We start from the raw sequence: 19,604 nt of genomic DNA on the forward strand, positions 1-19,604 counted from the left end.
CCCCGGTCGGTCATGGTGATCAGCATATCGGTGAGCAGATCGCCCAGCCGCGGGCGCAGCGCCTCCTGCTTCAGGAACAGGCCTACAATGCCACACATAGGTTCCTCCTTAGTGGTCGTCTTCGGCGTCGCAGCGCCGTCGAGACATCACTAAAGGGAAACCTATTTTCCCATCAAGAAAGTTTTGCGCCTACCTGGAAAAAATCCTCACCAACAGGAAAGATGCCTGTTTTTCACGCAAACCTCGCGCAAAACCGCCCCCCCCCCGCAACCAGCCTCCCTCCTCATCGCGCCTGCGGATAGGTGATGATCGACAGATACCGCGCCGGAAGCTCCAAAATCTCCTCAGGCCCATGCGGCGCATCCGCATCGAACAAAAGCGCATCCCCCGGCTCCAGCAGATACAGCATCTCTCCGTGACGATAGCTCACCCGACCCTCCAGAAAATACAACAGCTCTATCCCCTCATGCTGAAACGCAGGAAATCTATCGCTCTCACTGTCCAAAACTATCAAATATGGCTCTACAACTACTCCGAAAAAGGGGGCCTCTGCCCCCTCTTGGCCCTGCGGCCCAATTCACCCCCGAGGATATTTGGACCAGATCGAAGTTAGTAAAGGATTTATTTACCGTACCTCGGCAAGCTGATCCCACGGTACAGGCGGGGACGCCGATGACCGTCCAGGTCGAAGGCACCCGGTCCCGCGCCAGCCGGATCGGGTGTCTTTGCAGAATGGGAGGCCGTCAACCAGCCCGCGCCGCCGGCGCCTTCGATCTGGCAAAAATATCCCGGGGGAATCGCCGCAGGCGATGGGGGCAGAGCCCCCTGCCTTGCCGGGGGCGCAGCACCTGACCGACCGAAAGCGCCCGGGCGCCTAACTATTCGGCGGCGATCGCCTTGCCCGGGGTATAATTCAGGATCGGGCCCAGCCAGCGTTCGACCTCGGCCACCTCCATGCCCTTGCGGGCCGCGTAATCCTCGACCTGATCGCGCTCGACCTTGGCGACGCCGAAATAATAGCTGTCCGGATGACCGATATAGAGCCCCGAGACCGAAGACCCCGGCCACATCGCATAGCTTTCGGTCAGCTCCACCCCGGTTGCCTCGGTCGCGTTCAGCAGATCGAAGAGCGTCGCCTTTTCGGTGTGATCGGGCTGGGCCGGATAGCCCGGCGCCGGGCGGATACCGGCATAGGGCTCGCCGATCAGCTCCTGCGGCGCATAGCTTTCCTCAGCCGCATAGCCCCAGAGCTCCTTGCGGACCATCTCGTGCATGCGCTCGGCGAAGGCCTCGGCAAAGCGGTCGGCCAGCGCCTTGACCAGGATCGAGGAGTAATCGTCGTTCTTGCGCTCGAAGGCCTCGGCGATGGCGATCTCCTCCACCCCGGCGGTGACCACGAAGCCGCCGACATAATCGGGCACCGATCCCTTGGGGGCCACGAAATCGGCAAGCGCCACATTCGGGCGGCCGACCCGCTTCGCCGTCTGCTGGCGCAGGGTGAAGAATGTGGCGAGGTCTTCGGAGCGGATGTCATCGGTGAAGAGGTGGATATCATCGCCCACCGCATTGGCCGGCCAGAAGCCGACGACGGCGCGGGGATGGAACCATTTCTCGTCGATGATCCGCTTCAGCATCGCCTGGGCGTCGGCGAAGAGCGCGCGTGCCGCCTCGCCCTGTTTGTCGTCATCGAGGATCTTCGGATAGACGCCCTTCATCTCCCAGGTCTGGAAGAACGGCGTCCAGTCGATATAGCGCGCCAGCTCCTCGAGATCCCAGCCGTCGAATACCTTGGTGCCGAGGAAACTGGGCACCTGGACATGGTAGTCGGAGAAATCGACCGTCAAAGCGTTGGCACGGGCCTGTTCCAATGTGATCCGCTTCTTGGCAAGCTCGGCGCGCGCATGTTTTTCCGAGACATCGGCATATTCGGCCTGGATATTCGCCACATAGTCGGGCTTTTGCACCGGCGACAGCAGCGAGGAGACCACACCCACCGCACGGGAGGCATCGGTGACATAGACCGCCTGCCCCTGATGATAGCGCGGGTGGATCTTCACCGCCGTATGCACGCGGGAAGTGGTGGCGCCCCCGATCAGCAGCGGGATGTCGAAGCCCTCGCGCTCCATCTCGGAGGCGACATGCACCATCTCGTCGAGCGAGGGGGTGATCAGGCCTGACAGGCCGATGACATCGACGCCCTCGGCCTTGGCGGTGGCGAGGATCTTTTCCGCCGGAACCATGACGCCCAGGTCGATGATCTCGTAATTGTTGCAGGCCAGCACGACGCCGACGATGTTCTTGCCGATGTCGTGCACATCGCCCTTCACCGTCGCCATCAGCACCTTGCCGGCACTTTCGCGGCCGTCGCCGCCGGTCAGGCGCTTTTCCTCTTCCATATAGGGCAGCAGCACGGCGACCGCCTGTTTCATAACGCGGGCCGATTTCACCACCTGCGGCAGGAACATCTTGCCCGAGCCGAAGAGATCGCCGACCACGTTCATCCCCGCCATCAGCGGGCCTTCGATCACATGCAGCGGGCGGGCGGCGGCCTGCCGCGCCTCTTCAGTGTCCGCGTCGATGAATTCGGTGATGCCGTTGACCAGCGCGTGTTCCAGCCGCTTCTCGACCGGCAGCTCGCGCCAGGACATGTCCTTTTCGCGGGTCTTGCCGCCGCCCTGGCCGCGGTATTTCTCGGCGATCTCAAGCAGGTTCTCGGTGGCAGAGCCGCCCTGGGACGGCACCCGGTTCAGCACCACGTCCTCGCAGGCCTCGCGCAGCTCGGGGTCGATCTGATCATAGACCGCCAGTTGCCCGGCGTTGACGATGCCCATGTCCATGCCGTTCTGGATCGCGTGGTAGAGGAAGACGGCGTGCATCGCCTCGCGCACCGGTTCGTTGCCGCGGAAAGAGAAGCTGAGGTTCGACACCCCGCCCGAGATATGGACGAAAGGACAGGTCTCGGTGATCCGCTTTGTCGCCTCGATGAAATCGACACCGTAGTTGTCGTGTTCCTCGATCCCGGTGGCGACGGCGAAGACGTTGGGGTCGAAGATGATATCTTCCGGCGGAAAGCCCACCTCTTCGGTCAAGAGCTTATAGGCGCGCTGGCAGATTTCGACCTTGCGGTCCTCGGTGTCGGCCTGGCCGGCCTCGTCGAAGGCCATGACCACCACGGCGGCGCCATAGGCGCGGCAAAGCCGGGCGTGATCCAGAAACGCCTCCTCCCCCTCCTTCATCGAGATGGAGTTGACGATGGACTTGCCCTGCACGCATTTCAGCCCGGCCTCGATCACCTCCCATTTCGAGCTGTCGATCATGATCGGCACCCGGGCGATATCGGGTTCGGCGGCGATCAGGTTGAGGAATTCGACCATCGCCTGTTTGCTGTCGATCAGCCCCTCGTCCATGTTGATGTCGATCACCTGGGCGCCGTTTTCGACCTGATCGCGCGCCACGTCGAGTGCTGCGGCGTAATCGGCATTGGTGATCAGCTTGCGGAAGCGGGCGGACCCGGTGACGTTGGTGCGTTCGCCCACGTTGACGAAGGGGATATCCTTGGTCAGCGTGAAGGGCTCCAGCCCCGACAGCCGCATCTGCTTGGCCGGCTCAGGCAGCTTGCGGGGCGCCAGCCCCTGCACCGCCTGGGCGATGGCGCGGATGTGGTCATAGGTCGATCCGCAGCAGCCGCCGACGATATTGACCAGCCCGTCGCGGGCAAAGCCTGCGACCTGGGCCGCCATGTGCTCCGGCGTCTCGTCATATTGGCCCATCTCGTTGGGCAGGCCAGCGTTGGGATAGGCGCAGATCATCGTATCGGCGATGCCCGACAGCTCGGCCAGATGCGGCCGCATCGCTTCGGCGCCAAGCGCGCAGTTCAGCCCAACGGTCAGCGGCTGGGCATGGCGCACCGAATACCAGAAGGCGGTGGGCGTCTGGCCCGACAGGGTGCGGCCCGACAGATCGGTGATCGTGCCCGAGATCATCACCGGCAGACGCAGCCCGCGTTCGGCAAAGACCTCCTCGCAGGCAAAGATCGCGGCCTTGGCGTTCAGCGTGTCGAAGATGGTCTCGATCAGCAGGATATCGGCGCCGCCGTCGATCAGGGCGCGGGCCTGTTCGCCGTAAGCGATGCGAAGCTGATCGAAGGTGACCGCGCGATAGCCGGGGTTGTTCACATCCGGGCTGATCGAAGCGGTGCGGTTGGTCGGCCCCAGGGCGCCGGCGACAAAACGCTTGCGCCCATCCACCGCCTCGGCCCGATCCATCGCCTGGCGGGCCAGCTTGGCGCCGTGGAAGTTCAGGTCATAGACCGCCCCTTCCATCGCATAATCGGCCTGGGCGATGGTGGTAGAGGAAAAGGTATTGGTCTCGACGATATCGGCGCCGGCCATGGCATATTGAAAATGGATTTCCTCGATCACCTCGGGACGGGTCAGGCTGAGCAGATCGTTGTTGCCCTGTTGCGGCTTGTCGCTGGCATGAGGCAGATGGCAGGAACAGGCGCCACCACCACAGCCCTGGAAGTCCCCCTCGGAGAGCCCAAGCTTCTGGATTTGCGTTCCCATGGCGCCATCGAGAACCAGGATCCGTTCATCTGCGGCCTCCCGCAGTTGAGCGAACACAGGGGAATTGACGATTTTCTTGCGGACGGAGGAGGAGGACATGCGCTTTCTATCCCGATTATAGCTCTGGGCCTGAACGGCCTACCTAATGCTCCAGCATCATCAAGACCACCTCATATTGATCAAGCAGATCATGAGGCGTGTTCATGGTTATCCCCGAGAGAAATCTGACTGCCCCCAATTCCTGAGTCAAAAGATCAGGTCAGAACACCTGATAAAATCACTCAACTATTTGATTTTTAAAAGTTTTTCTTGAAACACGACACGACTCAGCCTAAGTATCGGGTCAAGAAAGCTCGCCAGCCCAATCGCCAGCCAGCCAACCGCATCCCCAGCCAGTCAGATACATCCAGACGCATGCCAACGGCATGATTTCAGGATGTGATCGCCAGCTTTGCCAGCCCACGAGCCAGCCCTTCCGGATGCCGAATTGTTTCCCTCAGGGATCAGGTGCGTGTCGCGCGCCAAAAGTCAGATCGCCAGCCGCCTCCAGCCATAGCGCCAGAGACAAGTCGCCAGCCATCGCCCGCAAGCCCTCCAGCAGAGCGCCAGAGACGGGGCCCGAAAGCCTGAAGCCCGCAAGCCCCCCAGCAGATCGCCAGAGACAGGGTCCGCAAGCCCCCAGACAGAGGCCACCAGCCAGCGACATGCCCCTTCACCGCAGGGAAAGAAACGAAAAAGCCCCGAAGCCTACGCTTCGGGGCTTTTCTGCCTTGGCAGTCTCGGAGGGCTTCAAGATTGGAACTGATACAGCCAGGTCTCGGTCAGCGGCTCCCCATCCAGCGCCAGATACATGCGCAGATCGGCCAGCTCGCCCGGCGCCAGCTTCAGATCGAAATTGCCGCGCCAGACGTTGCCGTTCGGCACCGGTTCGGCAAAGAGCCGGCTGATCTCGCCGCGCGAGGCCGAAACAACCACCTCGGGAAAGACGCCATAAGGCAGTTTCGTCAGCACCGAAGGGCGATCGAATTCCACCGCGAAGTGATAGACGTCCGCCGGCCGCGGATGCCCCGGCTGACCACCCCGCCCGATCCGGGTGGCAACCGTCTGGGCGATATTGGTGGCCGGGAAAGGCTCATCACTCTGCCAGTAAAGCCGATAATGCAGATCATAGCTGTTACCCTTCTCCACCGGCGCCTCCGGCACCCAGAAGGCGCCGATATTGTCGTGGATCTCGTCGTCGGTGGGGATTTCCAGCAGTTGCACCGATCCCCGACCCAGCGGCTTGATCGGTTCGACCCAGAGGCTGGGACGGCGATCATAGAAGACCCCGTCGAGATAGTGGTCGAAATTCCGGTCGCGCTGCAACAGGCCGAAACCATGCGGGTTTTCGTCACCGAAGGCCGACACGCTGGTCTGATCGGGATTGTTCAGCGGCCGCCAGATCCGTTCGCCCGACCCGGCCCACATCGCCAACCCGTCGGAATCATGCACCTCGGGCCGCCAGTCCTGCATCCGGCCCTTGCCGTATTCTCCATACCAGAACATCGAGGTCAGCGGGATCAGCCCCAGCCGTGACACCGACTTGCGCAGGAAAACCCGGGCCTCGATCTCCATGATCACGCCCTTGCTACGGTCGAGCCCGCGGGTGATGCGGAACCGATAGGCCCCCGTCACGCTGAGCCCATCGAGCAGAGCACAGATGGTGACCGGAGTGTCGGGCGCCGCCCCCGGCTGCTGTTCGATGTAGAATTCGCGGAAATCCGGGAACTCCTCGGGCAGGCCGGCGACGGCGGCGTCGATCAGGATCCCCCGTGCCGACAACCCATATTGCCCATCCGCCCCGATGGCGCGGAAATAAGACGCGCCCTGAAAGGCGACCCAGTCCTGCCGGTTCCAATCGGCTTCGGCATACCATTCCTGCAGCCGGAAGCCCGCAAAGCCCGCGTTCGACGGCAATTGCCGCGCCGGGTTGTCGGCCGGCATGTCAAAGAGGTCCGGGGTATAAAGAACTTCGCTCGCCCGACCGTTGTCCACCACGAACATCCGCACCCGCTTGGTGGCGTATTTGCCCAGGGGAAAGAATTCCAGCGGATATCCCTTTTCGGCACCGGTCCCCGGCTGGCCCGAGAACATCGCCCTGTCGGTCCGAAAGACCAGTTCGCCATGGCGGGCATAGTCGATCTGATCGACCACCTCGGGCGCCGGCCTGAGCGGTGGCACGTAAGACCTCTGGGACATCTCCCGCGCGCGGTCGACAAGCGCCTCATAGCTGAACGGCCGGCTGTCTGGGGCAGCGCCTCCGGAAATGGGCAATATCATCGCGCCCGAAAGCGCGGTGGCGCCATAAAGGAAGGTTCGTCTGTTCATCATTGCGATCTGCTCTGCTCGGGGTCTGCTCAGCAGACATAAGATATTCCGGACAAAAGGTCATATCCGGCGCATCAAGCAGCGGCTTTTCGCCCGCCGCAAGGGGCAATCGAAAACCGGGACACCTGCATCGGTTTCATTCCCGGGGTATCTCAGCCACCATATCCACACTGGGGCTGAGCATCCCCCCGGCTGCCCCTTCGCCGCCTAGGGCACCTGCACGACCAGGAGGATCCCGGGCCAGGTGCATATATATCAGCGGCAGCATCACCGAGGAGGATACCGCAGCAGGCTCTGTGCTGGCCTGCTGTTCGCATCCGATCGACCGGGTGGAGGTTCAAGAAGGCCACTTCCCTCCATCAGCCACACATCCCGCCCGGCGCAAACGCCGGACGAACCTTTTGGCAGCCGGCTTACTTCTCGCCCGCCAGCACGGCGGCCAGATCGGGGCGGAAGAAGGCCGGGCCTTTCAGCACCTTGCCGTCCTCGCGCAGCACCGGGCGGCCATCGGCGCCCAGTTTCGACATGTTGGAGGCGTGCACCTCGGCCATGCCGGGGGCCTTCAGCCCGTGCATGCCGAATTCCAGAAAGGTGCCGTCCAGCACATATTGGATGTCGCACAGCGCATCGAGCACTTCGACCAGGTCGCCGGCCTCGACCGCCGCGCGCAGCTCGGCCACCTCTTCTTCGAGAATGGCCAGCCGCATCTGCGCCCGGTCTTCAGGGATGCCGGGATCATCCACCACCGGCACCGCGAATTTCTCGTGCCATTCACGGACCAGAGACAGCGTGTCCCGAGTGTGTCCCGCCGCCATCAGAAATCCCAATCCTCATCCTCGGTCGCGACCGCCTTGCCGATCACATAGGACGACCCGGAACCCGAGAAGAAATCGTGATTTTCATCCGCATTGGGGCTGAGCGCCGCCATGATCGCCGGGTTCACCTTGCACAGCTCATCCGGGAAAAGGCTTTCAAACCCGAGGTTCTGCAGCGCCTTGTTGGCGTTGTAGTGGAGGAAGTTCTTCACGTCCTCGGTCAGCCCCAGCGGATCATAGAGGCTTTCGGTATAGCGCGTTTCGATATCGTAGAGATCGAAGATCAGCGCGAAGGCGAAATCCTTCAGCTCGGCCCGCTCGGCCTCGGACAACCGCTCCAGCCCGCGCTGGAACTTGTAGCCGATGTAATAACCATGCACCGCCTCGTCGCGGATGATCAGGCGGATCAGGTCGGCGGTATTGGTCAGCCGCGCGCGGCTCGACCAATGCATCGGCAAGTAGAAGCCGGAATAGAACAGGAAGCTTTCCAGGAAGACGCTGGCGATCTTCTTCTTCAACGGATGCGAGGCGGCATCATATTCCTGCAGGATCAGTCGGGATTTCTGCTGCAGATGCGGGTTCTCCTCCGACCAGCGGAAGGCCTCGTCAACCTCGACCGTGGAACAGAGCGTCGAGAAGATCGAGGAATAGGAGCGCGCATGCACCGCCTCCATAAAGGCGATATTGGTCAGCACCGCCTCTTCATGCGGGGTGATTGCATCGGGCATCAGCGCCGGCGCGCCGACGGTGTTCTGGATGGTGTCGAGCAGCGTCAGCCCGGTGAAGACGCGGATGGTCAGCCGCTGTTCCTCTTCGGTCAGTTGCGACCAGGACTGAATGTCGTTCGACAGCGGCACCTTTTCCGGCAGCCAGAAGTTGACGGTCAGGCGGTTCCAGATTTCCAGATCCTTGTCGTCCTGCACGCGATTCCAGTTGATGGCGCGGGGGACGGGACGGACGGCGGGGAGGTCTTTCATGGCAGCATTCCTCAAGGAACGATCTTCAGAACAGAGGGCGGCGCACGGCCCGAAGGGGTGGGTGCGAAGCGCCCGCCCCGTGGGGGGTGGGTCGGGCGCTGCCCGGCGTGAACGCCGGGCGACACGGCCCGGCAAGCGACAGCAAGAGCGGGCCCCCTTTCCGGATCACAATGAACAGGACACGCAGCCCTGCACCTCGGTCCCTTCCAGGGCCATCTGGCGCAGGCGGATGTAGTAGATCGTCTTGATCCCCTTCTTCCAAGCGTAGATCTGGGCGCGATTGATGTCGCGCGTCGTCGCCGTGTCCTTGAAGAACAGCGTCAGCGACAGCCCCTGATCGACGTGCTGGGTCGCCGCCGCATAGGTGTCGATGATCTTCTCGGCGCCAATCTCATAGGCGTCCTTGTAGTATTCGAGGTTGTCGTTGCTCATATAGGCCGCAGGGTAATAGACGCGACCGATCTTGCCCTCTTTGCGGATCTCGATCTTGGCGGTGATCGGGTGAATCGAGGAGGTCGAGTTGTTGATATAGCTGATCGACCCGGTCGGCGGCACCGCCTGCAGGTTGCGGTTGTAAAGCCCGCCCTCGATCACCGCGTCGCGCAACGCCGCCCAATCCTCGCGGCTGGGCACATGCACATCGAATTTCTCGAACAACGCCTTGACCGTCTCGGTCTCGGGCAGCCAGTCGCGATCGACGTATTTGTCGAAGAAGGAACCGTCGGCATAGGCCGAGCGTTCGAACCCGGCAAAGCTGCGCCCGCGCTCGCGCGCCAGCGCGTTCGAGGCGCGCAGACAGTGATACAGCACGGTGCAGAAATAGATGTTGGTGAAATCCACACCTTCGACCGATCCGTAATGGATCCGCTCGCGCGCCAGGAAGCCGTGCAGGTTCATCTGGCCCAGACCGATGGCATGGCTCTCGTCATTGCCGCGCCGGATCGAGGGCACCGCGTCGATCGCCGACATCTCGGAGACCGCGTTCAGCGCCCGGATCGCCGCCTCGACGGTGGCACCCAGATCGCCGCCGTCCATCGCCTTGGCGATATTGAGCGAACCGAGGTTGCAGGAGATATCTGTGCCCAGGTGCTTGTAGCTCAGATCCTCGTCGAACTCGGAGGCCTCGTTGACCTGCAGGATCTCGGAGCAGAGGTTCGACATATTGATGCGGCCGGCGACCGGGTTGGCGCGGTTCACCGTGTCCTCGAACATGATATAGGGATAACCGCTTTCGAACTGGATCTCGGCGATGGTCTGGAAGAAGGCCCGCGCGTTGATCTTCTTCTTGCGGATGCGCGGGTTGTCGACCATCTCATGATACTTCTCGGTCACCGAGATTTCCGAGAAGGCGCGGCCATAGACCTTTTCCACATCATGCGGCGAGAAGAGGTACATATCCTCGTTCTTCTTCGCCAGTTCGAAGGTGATGTCGGGAATGACCACACCAAGGCTCAGCGTCTTGATGCGGATCTTTTCATCCGCGTTCTCGCGCTTGGTATCGAGAAAGCGCAGGATATCCGGATGGTGGGCATTCAGATAGACCGCCCCGGCCCCCTGACGGGCGCCCAACTGGTTGGCATAGCTGAAGCTGTCTTCCAACAGTTTCATCACCGGGATCACACCGGAGGACTGGTTTTCGATGCCCTTGATCGGCGCACCGTGTTCGCGGATGTTGGTCAGCAAGAGCGCCACGCCACCGCCGCGTTTCGACAGTTGCAGCGCCGAGTTGATGCCGCGACCGATCGATTCCATGTTGTCTTCGAGCCGCAGCAGGAAGCACGAGATCAGCTCCCCCCGCTGTGCCTTGCCGGCATTCAGGAAGGTCGGCGTCGCCGGCTGGAACCGGCCGGCGATGATCTCTTGCATCAGGGACATCGCCTGCGCCTCATCCCCCTGGGCCAGCGTCAGGGCGACCATGACGACGCGATCCTCGAACCGTTCGAGATATCGTTTTCCGTCAAAGGTCTTCAGCGTGTAGCTGGTGTAATATTTGAAGGCGCCCAGGAAAGTCGGAAAGCGGAACTTGGCGGCATAGACCGCGTCCCAGATCTGGCGGCGGAACTCGGTCGAATACTGGTCCAGCACATGGGCCTCGTAATAGCCCTCTTCGACCAGATAGCGCAGCTTTTCCTCCAGCGAATGAAAGAAGACGGTATTCTGGTTCACATGCTGTAGAAAATACTGCCGCGCCGCCATTCGATCAGCGTCGAACCGGATGTTCCCCTGATCGTCATAGAGGTTCAGCATCGCGTTCAGCGCATGGTAATCCAGACCCTGCCATTCGGCAGGAACCGCCTTGGCGGGGGCGGCATCGCTCACGTCGCGGTCAAGCACTGCGTTTTCCAAAACCTGTCCAATCCCTCTTTGACGCGGGCGACATCCGTGTCGGTCCCCGCGAGTTCAAAACGATAGAGCACGGGCACGCCGCATTTCTGCGCCACCACATCACCGGCCAAGGCATACGTCGTGCCGAAATTACGATTACCCGAGGCAATGACCCCGCGCAGATGACACCGGGTGTCCGGATCATTGAGGAACCGGATCACCTGTCTGTGGACCGCCCCCCGCCCCTGTCCGTCCGCATAGGTGGGTGTGACAAGGACAAAAGGTGCGCGGGGGCTGGGCATGTCCCCCTCGGGGTCGATCGGAATACGCGCCGCCGTCAGACCCAACCGGTCGACAAAACGCTGCGTATTGCCCGAGCGTGAGGAATAATAGACCAGCCCGGCCATTGCTGGCCTCAGGCCAGCGCGGCGATCTTGTCGGGGCGGAAGCCGGCCCAATGATCGTCACCCGCCATCACCACCGGCGCCTGGCGATAGCCCAGCTCGGTCACCCGGGCCAGGGCCTCGGCATCTTCGGTCAGATCGACCAGATCGAATTCGATCCCCTTGGCGGACAGCGCGCGGGTGGTGGCGGTGCATTGCACGCAGGCGGGTTTTGAATAGACGGTGATGGTCATGGCAGTGTCCCCTTATCCGATCCTTCGGTTCTGGTCGTTCAGCGCCGGTCAGCAGGGGAAGAGACGCCAAGGGATGCCCCCGAAGGACATCCCGCAACACGTCCCGGACCCACCGCCCGGCTTGGTCTTGTCGCGTCCTGGCAGGTCTCCTGACTCATGGTTCTTACGTCCGACCGCCCTTCCCGGCGCCGAAACGCCAGTGGATATGCGACCAAACTTACCATTCACAGTTGCGGGGGCAGTGCCGGATTTGCGCCGGCTTCCCTCTTCACCCGCGTTGAATCGCGGGCACCAAGACAACATCATATAGACGCCCATCGGCGCAGGCTGTCAATATCTTGTTTGAGAAAGACGCCCTCCCACAAGGGCCAGCCGACCGAGCAGACCAGCTGCCTTCAGGGTCGGCCTTGCCCGGGCATCAGGCTGGCAGAATACCGCCCCGCCCCGCAGCCGCAACCGGCAAACGCACCACTCTGCATTCCCGCGCCGACCCGTGCAGATCGCTCAGCGTCACTTCGGTCAGGCTGCCATCCGACAGCAGAAGCGGCGCGGTCTCGCCCACCGCCATACCGATCAACGTTGCCCCCAACAACGACCGAAGCGGCACCACGCCCGGTTCTTCGCGCAACCGCACGCGATAGCTCAGCCGGGCAATGATGGGCGGCTGATCGCCGCAAAGCCGATACCCCAGCACCGTATTGCCGGTGGCGATTCCCTCGGAAGAAGCCTCGGCTCCCAACCGGCCGGCCTGAGACAGTTTCTGGCGAAGGATCTCTCCGATCAGAGCAGTCACGCCGCTGCGCTGGGTTTCGCAATGCTCCAGATGCCGCTGCATCATATCGACATCCTGCGGCGCCAGCCAGGAGCGCCGGGCCGCCCAGTGCAGCCGTCCCATAACCTCAACGCTCAGATCGTTGGGACCAACCGGGCCCCTATGCTCGGACATATCTTTCATGAGACCTCGCAGTGCCTTCTGGCATTGAAATCTTGATCTACCAAATCTGTGTGCGCCCCGGGGAACACCAGCACCACACTGTGCCCTGTTCCGGTACCGACGGCATATTCAAACAAAACCTAAAAGATACTTAAGAAGTAATCATTCAATCCTGAATAGACCTTCCGGCAAAACCGCGTCAATCTGGTGGCGCCGATGGCATGATACCGTGTCTTTGGCGCAACCATCCGTCCTCTGCATCGGCCCAGATTGACTTTCGCGCCCCGCGTTCCTAGCTTCTGGAGCATGTCGAGATACGCGCATAAGGACAGGTTCATCCTGTTTGCCGGTTCGCTCCTGAACCGCAGGCTTCCCCGGGCGGTCTAAGCGCGCGCGCTGCTCCCTCCGTTCGGGGCCTTCTTCCATCATCCGGCACAGCATCGGCGCGGACAGCCATACCGCTTGGGAGTTTTCCATGTGGTTTGACAGCCGCCGCTTTCGCCGCCCTCGGCGGCTTGAGACCACCCCACCCCACGTCACCTAGGTCTTAACGCTTTACCCGATCGCACCGCCCCGCGGCGCCGCGCCTCACGACAACACCTCACTTACCTTCCCTCGAAAGGATACCATCATGCCGACCGTCAACCCGGCCCCCCAGAAACACGCTGCCACGCCACCGGTCACCCGCCGCGCGCGGCTGGCCATCGCCGAGGATCAGCTCGACGCGCTCGAAGCACTGGCGACCGGCTTTGCCCGACGCAACCCGGCGTTGTCAGACCTGCTGCTATCCACCCTCACCCGCGCGCGTATCGTTCCGCCCCAGCGGATGCCCGCAGACGTGATCCAGTTGGGCCGCCCCCTGCGCTATCGCGACACCACGGACGGCAGCGAAAAGACCGTCACGCTGGTTTTGCCCGAACAGGCCGATATCGCACTTGGTCGCGTCTCGGTCATGACCCCGATCGGGGTCGCACTGCTGGGCATGCCAGCAGGGGCGCGGGCGAAATGGACCACCCGCAGCGGAGAAAAACGCCAGCTTGAAGTGCTGGAAGTCCTTGTCGCCGATCCAGCGACCGAGCCATGAGCCTCCTTCGGACGGCCAGCGCGTCCCGCCTCCGCTGCCCCATCTGCCACACGCCGTTGCCGCGGGCGGCACGGGCCCGCTGCCCATCCTGCCGCAGCGCCCTGCACCCTGACGGACGCCGGGTTCGGCCCTGCCGCGGGTGCGGCGCACCGCTGCCCCTGGCCGCGGCCCGAAATTGCCCGGCCTGCGGCCATGCTGTTTCGACACCGGGCTGATCCCGCGCCGCGATCAGCCCTTGGGGCGGTGACTGCCGCCGCCCCTCTTCCCGACCAACATCGACCCGGGGCTTGCCTGCGGTCAGTGCCTCCGTTATTTGTTACGTTATAACATTTCAAAAGGATCCGTCATGGTCGCTTCTTCCTCCGATCCCCGCCTGCCCGTCACCGTGCTGTCCGGCTTTCTCGGCGCCGGCAAGACGACGCTGCTGAACGATGTACTGAACAATCGCGAGGGCCGCCGCGTCGCCGTCATCGTCAACGACATGTCCGAGGTGAACATCGACGCCGATCTGGTTCGCGACGGTGGCGCCGAGCTGAGCCATGCCGAGGAAAAGCTGGTCGAGATGACCAACGGCTGCATCTGCTGCACCCTGCGTGACGATCTGCTGACCGAGGTGCGCCGACTGGCCGAGGAAAACCGCTTCGATTACCTGCTGATCGAATCCACCGGCATCGCCGAGCCGCTGCCCGTCGCCGCCACCTTCGAATTCCGCGACGAATACGGGAAAAGCCTGGCCGATCTGGCCCGGCTCGACACCATGGTGACGGTGGTGGACACGGTGAACCTGCTGAAGGATTACGCCAGCCACGATTTCATCCGCGATCGTGGCGAATCCCTTGGCGATGAGGACGAGCGCACCCTGGTCGACCTGCTGGTCGATCAGATCGAATTTTCCGACATCGTGGTGCTGAACAAGGTCTCTGACGCTGGCTCAGATCGGCTGGAGGCCGCCCGCAAGATCGTCACCGCGCTCAACCCCGACGCCCGGATCATCGAGACCGACTTCGGCAAGGTTGATCCGGATGCCATTTTCGACACCGGCCTCTTCGATTTCGAAACCGCACATGACCACCCTCTCTGGGCGAAAGAGCTTTACGGCTTCACCGACCACGTGCCCGAGACCGAGGAATATGGCGTCTCCTCCTTCGTCTATCGCGCCCGCCGGCCATTCGATCCGCAGAAGATCCATGATGTACTGAACGGTGACCTGCCGGGCGTGATCCGCGCCAAGGGGCATTTCTGGATCGCCACCCGCCCCGACTGGTTGGCCGAATTCTCGCTTGCCGGCGCACTCAGTTCGGTGCGCCCGATGGGCATGTGGTGGGCCACCGTGCCGGAAGAACGCCGCCCGACCCATCCGCAGGCCCGCGCCTATCTGGACCGGCACTGGCAGGAGCCTTTCGGCGACCGCCGGCAGGAACTGGTCTTTATCGGATCGGGCATGGACAGGGCGAAGATCACAGCCGCTCTCGATGCGGCGCTAGTGGCCGAGGACCGCTTCGTTCCGGAACTCTGGCGCGATATGCCCGACCCCTTCCCCGCCTGGCGCCGCACCCCACAGGCCGCCTGATGCTGACGGCGGAACCAGCAATGGCCATCGCCAAGAGCGCTGCCGCCCCCTGCGGACTGGTCCACTGCTCTCCCCCCATCGAGGCCAACGGCCCGGCCCGATTTCTGCGGGTTCTCGATACAGAAGAGGCAGGCTGATGAGAGCCAACGGGCAAAGCAGCCTGAAACGCCGGCCCCGCGCGGGCGATCCGATGACCGCTTATGACCGGCTGCCGGTAGAGCTGCGCCAATGGCTTGCCTCCGCCGCCCTGCCCTGGTCGCCCCGTTCGGCACTCAGGGCCTGGCGGGCGGCGCTGGCCCGCGCGGACGGCGATCCCGACGCCGCCCGCGCCCGGCTGAGCGCGACCGAGGCGCGACAGCTTCGCCGCGACACCGCCCGCATCTGGGGCGCCGCGCATCCACAGGCCTGAGCGATCTAGCCGCCGTAATACTTGCGCCGCGCCTCTTCCTGAATGGCCAGGGCCTGCGTCAGCTCGGCGAACTTGCGCATCCCTTCCTTGCGCCTCTCCGGGTCGGTGGTGGCCTTCAGCACCTCGGCCTGGGCCTGCACTGCCTTGCGCAGCTCTATCTCCTTCGGCAGGGCACCAGCCTCGGCCATGATGCGAAAGCCGGCCTCTTCCGCATAATCGCCCCCGCCCACCGGCGGCAGCGGCTTGCCCGCACCTTTGAGGTTGTCGAACTGCCCCTCGGCCTGCGCCTTGAGGATCTGCCGTTCCGAAAGCTTCGAGAATTTCATTGTCCCCTCCTATCCGATCTGGGGGTCCGCGGCCCCACTCCGGAGCCAGCGATAGATGAAAAGCGCCAGAAACCCGGCGAAGCACAGGATCGTCCCCAGGGTGCCGGCGGCAAACGCCGTGGTCCAGTCCTGCCCGGCGTCGAGCCTGGAAAAGAGGAGGCTGCCCATCACCGCCACGCCAAAGGCGCCACCGATCTGCTGAAAGGTCTGCAACAGGGCGGAGGCAATGCCGGCCTCAACCTCGGCTACCCGCTCCAGCGCCAGATGGAACAGCGGCCCGACCGCCAGACCGAATCCGACCCCGGCCAGCAGCAGCCCGCCCATCAGCCAGGGCTGATCGGCAAACCCATCGAAGCCGCGGAGCAGGCCGCGCACCAGCCCCATGCCCAAAAGCACCAAGGCTCCACCAAGCATCCCCCGAAGCTGCGGCGACACCCGCGTCAGCGCCGTGCTGAGGATAGAGGCCACCATGATCCCCAGCGACAGCGGAAAGGCCGTCACCCCCGACTGCAGTGGTGAAAAACCGAAACCCGTCTGCAGAAACAGCGCCAGGATCAAGAAGAACCCCGGCAGCCCGGCAAAGAACAGCCCCACCGCCGGCACGTACCAGCGGAAGTCGCCCTGCCCGAGCAGCGCCAACGGCAGAAGCTGGGTCCGCCCCGCCCGGCCGCGACGACGCTCCCACCAGATCAGCGCACCGAAGACCGGCAGTGCGGCCAGCAGCATCGCCCAGGTCCAGACCGGCCAACCGAAGCGCCGCCCCTCGATCAGCGGGATCAGCACGCAGAGCAGACCCAGCGCGGAAAGCGCCACGGCGGCGGGGTCGAAATGCACCCGTGCATCGCCGCTGATCCCGGCGATCCGATGGCGCAGCGCGAAGACCAGCAGCACCGCCAGCGGCGGGTTGATCAGAAAGATCGGCCGCCAGGCCAGGCCGAACAGATCGGCGCTGACCAGCCAGCCGCCAACCAGCGGCCCCAGCACCGAGGCCAGTCCGGCCACCAGCCCGAAGATCGCGAAGGCGCCGGCGCGATCCGGCCCCTTGAACATCCGATGCGCGATCGCCATCGCCTGCGGCGAGACCATCGCGGCCCCGATCCCCTGCGCCACCCGGCCGGTCTGCAGCCAGGCCATCGACGGCGCCATCCCGCACAGGAGCGAGCCAAGCGCGAAAACGCCAAGCCCGGCCAGCAGGATGCCACGCGGACCGAACCGGTCGCCCAGCCGGCCGGCAGCAGCCCCAGCGCATAGGTCAGCGTATAGCCCGAGACCAGCCATTGCAGCGCGGCGCCCCGGCAGTGAACTCCCGCCCGATCGAGGGCAACGCCACATTGATGATAGTCACATCCAGCAGGACCAGAAAATTCACCGCCGCCAGCAGCAGCAAAAGCCCACGATTGCCGGCGCTTCCGGCCTTTGCGATCTCAACTTGCATCATCTGTCTCCTCGACGTGCCGCACCTGAAGCCCGCGTTCGATTTCCTGATAGACCGGCCAGAACTGGGCGAGCCCCCCCGGCCCGCGCGGCGCGAAGGCGGTCAACGCACCAGTCGCCATCAGCGCCGCCGGATAGGGATCGACATCGGCGCGAAACAGCCCCTGATCACGTCCGAAGCCAATGATCGCGGCATAGCGGCCAGCCCAGCCACGGGTGAAATCCTCAAGCGTCGCGGCGATCCCTGCGTCGGTCTCGGCCAGTTGCGCCAACTGCCCGAAACAACGGGCCAATTCGGGACGGTCTCGCAGGCTGTCGTGAAAGGCCTGCACCTCCGCCCGAAGCTGGGCCAGCGCGTCGCGGTCGGGCGACGGATCGGGCGGCAGCAGGGCCAGAAAGGCGTCGCGGCTGGTTTCGGCGACCAGCGTCAGCAGCGCCGCCTTGGAGCGCACATGGAAATGCAGGGTCGAGATATTGATCCCCACCCGCTCCGCCACATCGCGGGTGCGCAACGCCGCCAGCCCCTTTTCGGCGATCAGCCGGCGAGCCGCCTCGGCGATCATCTCGCGGCGTTCGTCCTTGCGGACATAGGCTGGGGGTTTGCTGTCATTCGCCATAACTCAATCATTTGATTGATTCTCACTCGAAGTCAACCCTCCCCACCCGGGCCGACCGGAGCGCAATTAATGCGTGACAGGGCGGCGCGGATCGGCTACCGATCTCGCCATGACCCAGACTTACACCTTCGCAACCTATTTTTATTGGTTCCGCTCATCCCAGCGGACGATGGTTGCTGTGTAAGCGAGGAAACGCGAAACACCGAACCTTCAAGCCGCTGGTCTGACCGGCGGCTTTTCAGTTTGGAACCCCGGTCAGGCCCTCAGAAAACCCAGAGGACCCCAAAGACCGATGCTTACCGAAACCCAGGACCTTCGCATTGTCGATATCTCTCCCCTGCCCACCCCGGCAGAGGTGATCCGCACCCTGCCCCGCGACGCTGCCATCACCCACACGGTGCTGGAGGGGCGCGATGCGATCCGCGCGATCTTCGAAAACCACGACGACCGGCTCTTGGTCATGGTCGGCCCCTGTTCGATCCATGACCCAGAGGCCGCCCGCGACTATGCCGCGCGCCTCGCCGAACAGCGCGCCCGGCTTTCGGATCGGCTGGAGATCGTGATGCGCGTCTATTTCGAAAAGCCGCGCACCACGGTGGGCTGGAAGGGGCTGATCAACGATCCCTACCTGGATGGCTCCTGCAAGATCGACGAAGGGCTGCGCATCGCGCGTCATCTGCTGCTGGACATCAACCGCATGGGTCTGCCGGCGGGGACAGAGTTCCTGGATCCGATCACGCCGCAATATTTCTCGGATCTGATCACCTGGGGTGCCATCGGCGCGCGCACCACGGAGAGCCAGATTCACCGGCAACTGGCCTCGGGCCTGTCCTGCCCGGTGGGGTTCAAGAACGGCACCGACGGCGGCGTCAAGGTGGCGCTGGATGCGATCCAGTCGGCCAGCCAACCGCATCACTTCCCGGCCGTGACCAGCGACGGGCGGGCGGCAGTGGCGCATACCACCGGCAACGCCGATTGCCATGTGATCCTGCGCGGCGGCAATGGCACCAATTATGACGCCGCCTCGGTGGCGGCGGTGGCCGAGGCCGCGGCCAGGGCCGGGGTCGATCCGCGCATCGTGATCGACGCCAGCCATGCCAACAGCGGCAAGGATCCGGCGCGCCAGCCCGCCGTGGTGCATGACGTGGCCGGACAGCTCCGCGCGGGCGACACCCGGGTGCGCGGCATGATGATCGAAAGCAACCTGGTCGCCGGCGCCCAAAAGATGGTGCCAGGAGAGCCGCTGACCTATGGCCAAAGCATCACCGACGGCTGCCTCGGCTGGGCCGACACCGTCGCGGTGCTGGAGGATCTGGCAGACGCCGTCGCCTCCCGCCGCCGGGTGGCGGCATAACGACCAGAGCTGCGCCCCAGGCTTCTTCTGTGCCGCAATATTCTTGATTCTTGCCGAAGGAATGGCGTGCAGCGCCATTCCACGGTCCACCCGAAGCGCAAGCAGCGCAAGCGCCAGACCGTGGTGGTCTGGCGCTGCAACAGATTTCTCCTCATGTCATGGCGGCCATCTCAGGACTCCATGTGATCGA

At 63.5% G+C, this 19,604-nt stretch carries 16 protein-coding genes, 2 pseudogenes and 1 riboswitch; of the genes and pseudogenes, 4 read left to right on the forward strand and 14 right to left on the reverse strand.

What is annotated here, in order from left to right; all coding sequences use genetic code 11:
• The 10 genes and pseudogenes from G455_RS26915 to G455_RS26685 form a co-directional block, all read right to left on the reverse strand.
• Window positions 1–98 (reverse strand): annotated as a pseudogene (locus tag G455_RS26915) (glutamine amidotransferase); the annotation flags it as partial.
• A 185-nt stretch (window positions 99–283) separates the two neighbouring features.
• A pseudogene (locus tag G455_RS23800) lies at window positions 284–535 on the reverse strand (cupin domain-containing protein); the annotation flags it as partial.
• Between the two features lie 343 nt (window positions 536–878).
• On the reverse strand, window positions 879–4,664 hold the full coding sequence (gene metH / locus G455_RS0110340) for a methionine synthase (protein ID WP_028093636.1): 3,786 nt from the start codon (window positions 4,662–4,664) through the stop codon (window positions 879–881).
• Window positions 4,665–5,354: 690 nt separating this feature from the next.
• Entirely contained in the window at window positions 5,355–6,935 is a 1,581-nt protein-coding gene (locus G455_RS0110345; protein ID WP_028093637.1) for a glucan biosynthesis protein, read from the reverse strand.
• Between the two features lie 410 nt (window positions 6,936–7,345).
• Window positions 7,346–7,759, reverse strand: coding sequence for a pyrophosphohydrolase domain-containing protein (locus tag G455_RS0110350; RefSeq protein WP_205620467.1), 414 nt, complete (start codon window positions 7,757–7,759; stop codon window positions 7,346–7,348).
• Window positions 7,747–8,724, reverse strand: a complete 978-nt coding sequence (nrdF, locus tag G455_RS0110355; protein WP_028093639.1) for a class 1b ribonucleoside-diphosphate reductase subunit beta — start codon at window positions 8,722–8,724, stop codon at window positions 7,747–7,749. The genes G455_RS0110350 and nrdF overlap by 13 nt, the downstream gene beginning before the upstream one ends.
• A gap of 165 nt (window positions 8,725–8,889) precedes the next feature.
• Window positions 8,890–10,971, reverse strand: a complete 2,082-nt coding sequence (gene nrdE, locus G455_RS0110360; protein WP_051312390.1) for a class 1b ribonucleoside-diphosphate reductase subunit alpha — start codon at window positions 10,969–10,971, stop codon at window positions 8,890–8,892.
• 68 nt (window positions 10,972–11,039) lie between these two features.
• Window positions 11,040–11,456 (reverse strand): class Ib ribonucleoside-diphosphate reductase assembly flavoprotein NrdI, encoded by a 417-nt coding sequence (nrdI, locus tag G455_RS0110365; protein ID WP_028093641.1) that lies wholly within the window; start codon window positions 11,454–11,456, stop codon window positions 11,040–11,042.
• 8 nt (window positions 11,457–11,464) lie between these two features.
• Window positions 11,465–11,686: a glutaredoxin-like protein NrdH gene (gene nrdH, locus G455_RS0110370; protein ID WP_028093642.1), complete on the reverse strand. Its 222-nt coding sequence runs from the start codon at window positions 11,684–11,686 to the stop codon at window positions 11,465–11,467.
• A gap of 122 nt (window positions 11,687–11,808) precedes the next feature.
• Window positions 11,809–11,997: riboswitch (cobalamin riboswitch) on the reverse strand.
• Between the two features lie 107 nt (window positions 11,998–12,104).
• Window positions 12,105–12,641 (reverse strand): hypothetical protein, encoded by a 537-nt coding sequence (locus G455_RS26685; protein ID WP_028093643.1) that lies wholly within the window; start codon window positions 12,639–12,641, stop codon window positions 12,105–12,107.
• A 610-nt stretch (window positions 12,642–13,251) separates the two neighbouring features.
• Between G455_RS26685 and rnk the strand changes: the two genes are divergently transcribed.
• The 3 genes from rnk (at window position 13,252) to G455_RS0110395 (ending at window position 15,683) form a co-directional block, all read left to right on the forward strand.
• Window positions 13,252–13,704 carry a nucleoside diphosphate kinase regulator gene (gene rnk, locus G455_RS0110380; RefSeq protein ID WP_028093644.1) on the forward strand — a complete coding sequence of 151 codons (453 nt, stop codon included), beginning with the start codon at window positions 13,252–13,254 and terminating at the stop codon, window positions 13,702–13,704.
• A gap of 346 nt (window positions 13,705–14,050) precedes the next feature.
• Window positions 14,051–15,274: a zinc metallochaperone GTPase ZigA gene (zigA, locus tag G455_RS0110385; RefSeq protein WP_028093645.1), complete on the forward strand. Its 1,224-nt coding sequence runs from the start codon at window positions 14,051–14,053 to the stop codon at window positions 15,272–15,274.
• 136 nt (window positions 15,275–15,410) lie between these two features.
• Window positions 15,411–15,683 (forward strand): DUF6525 family protein, encoded by a 273-nt coding sequence (locus G455_RS0110395; RefSeq protein ID WP_028093646.1) that lies wholly within the window; start codon window positions 15,411–15,413, stop codon window positions 15,681–15,683.
• Window positions 15,684–15,688: 5 nt separating this feature from the next.
• On the opposite strand, the gene G455_RS0110400 is transcribed toward G455_RS0110395, so the two are convergent.
• Genes G455_RS0110400 through G455_RS0110410 form a run of 4 tightly spaced genes read right to left on the reverse strand, consistent with a single transcriptional unit; the run spans window position 15,689 to window position 18,060 of the window.
• Window positions 15,689–16,009, reverse strand: a complete 321-nt coding sequence (locus G455_RS0110400; protein WP_028093647.1) for a DnaJ family domain-containing protein — start codon at window positions 16,007–16,009, stop codon at window positions 15,689–15,691.
• Between the two features lie 9 nt (window positions 16,010–16,018).
• A complete protein-coding gene (locus G455_RS23805; RefSeq protein ID WP_051312367.1) occupies window positions 16,019–17,287 on the reverse strand; it encodes an MFS transporter in 1,269 nt (422 codons plus the stop codon).
• Entirely contained in the window at window positions 17,262–17,444 is a 183-nt protein-coding gene (locus G455_RS26620; RefSeq protein WP_051312369.1) for a hypothetical protein, read from the reverse strand. The genes G455_RS23805 and G455_RS26620 overlap by 26 nt, the downstream gene beginning before the upstream one ends.
• Window positions 17,434–18,060, reverse strand: a complete 627-nt coding sequence (locus G455_RS0110410; protein ID WP_028093648.1) for a TetR/AcrR family transcriptional regulator — start codon at window positions 18,058–18,060, stop codon at window positions 17,434–17,436. The genes G455_RS26620 and G455_RS0110410 overlap by 11 nt, the downstream gene beginning before the upstream one ends.
• A 292-nt stretch (window positions 18,061–18,352) precedes the next feature.
• Between G455_RS0110410 and G455_RS0110415 the strand changes: the two genes are divergently transcribed.
• A complete protein-coding gene (locus tag G455_RS0110415) occupies window positions 18,353–19,414 on the forward strand; it encodes a 3-deoxy-7-phosphoheptulonate synthase (RefSeq protein WP_028093649.1) in 1,062 nt (353 codons plus the stop codon).
• The last annotated feature ends 190 nt before the right edge of the window (window positions 19,415–19,604 follow it).

This window comes from Pseudodonghicola xiamenensis DSM 18339 (assembly GCF_000429365.1).
Classification (GTDB): Bacteria; Pseudomonadota; Alphaproteobacteria; order Rhodobacterales; family Rhodobacteraceae; genus Pseudodonghicola; species Pseudodonghicola xiamenensis.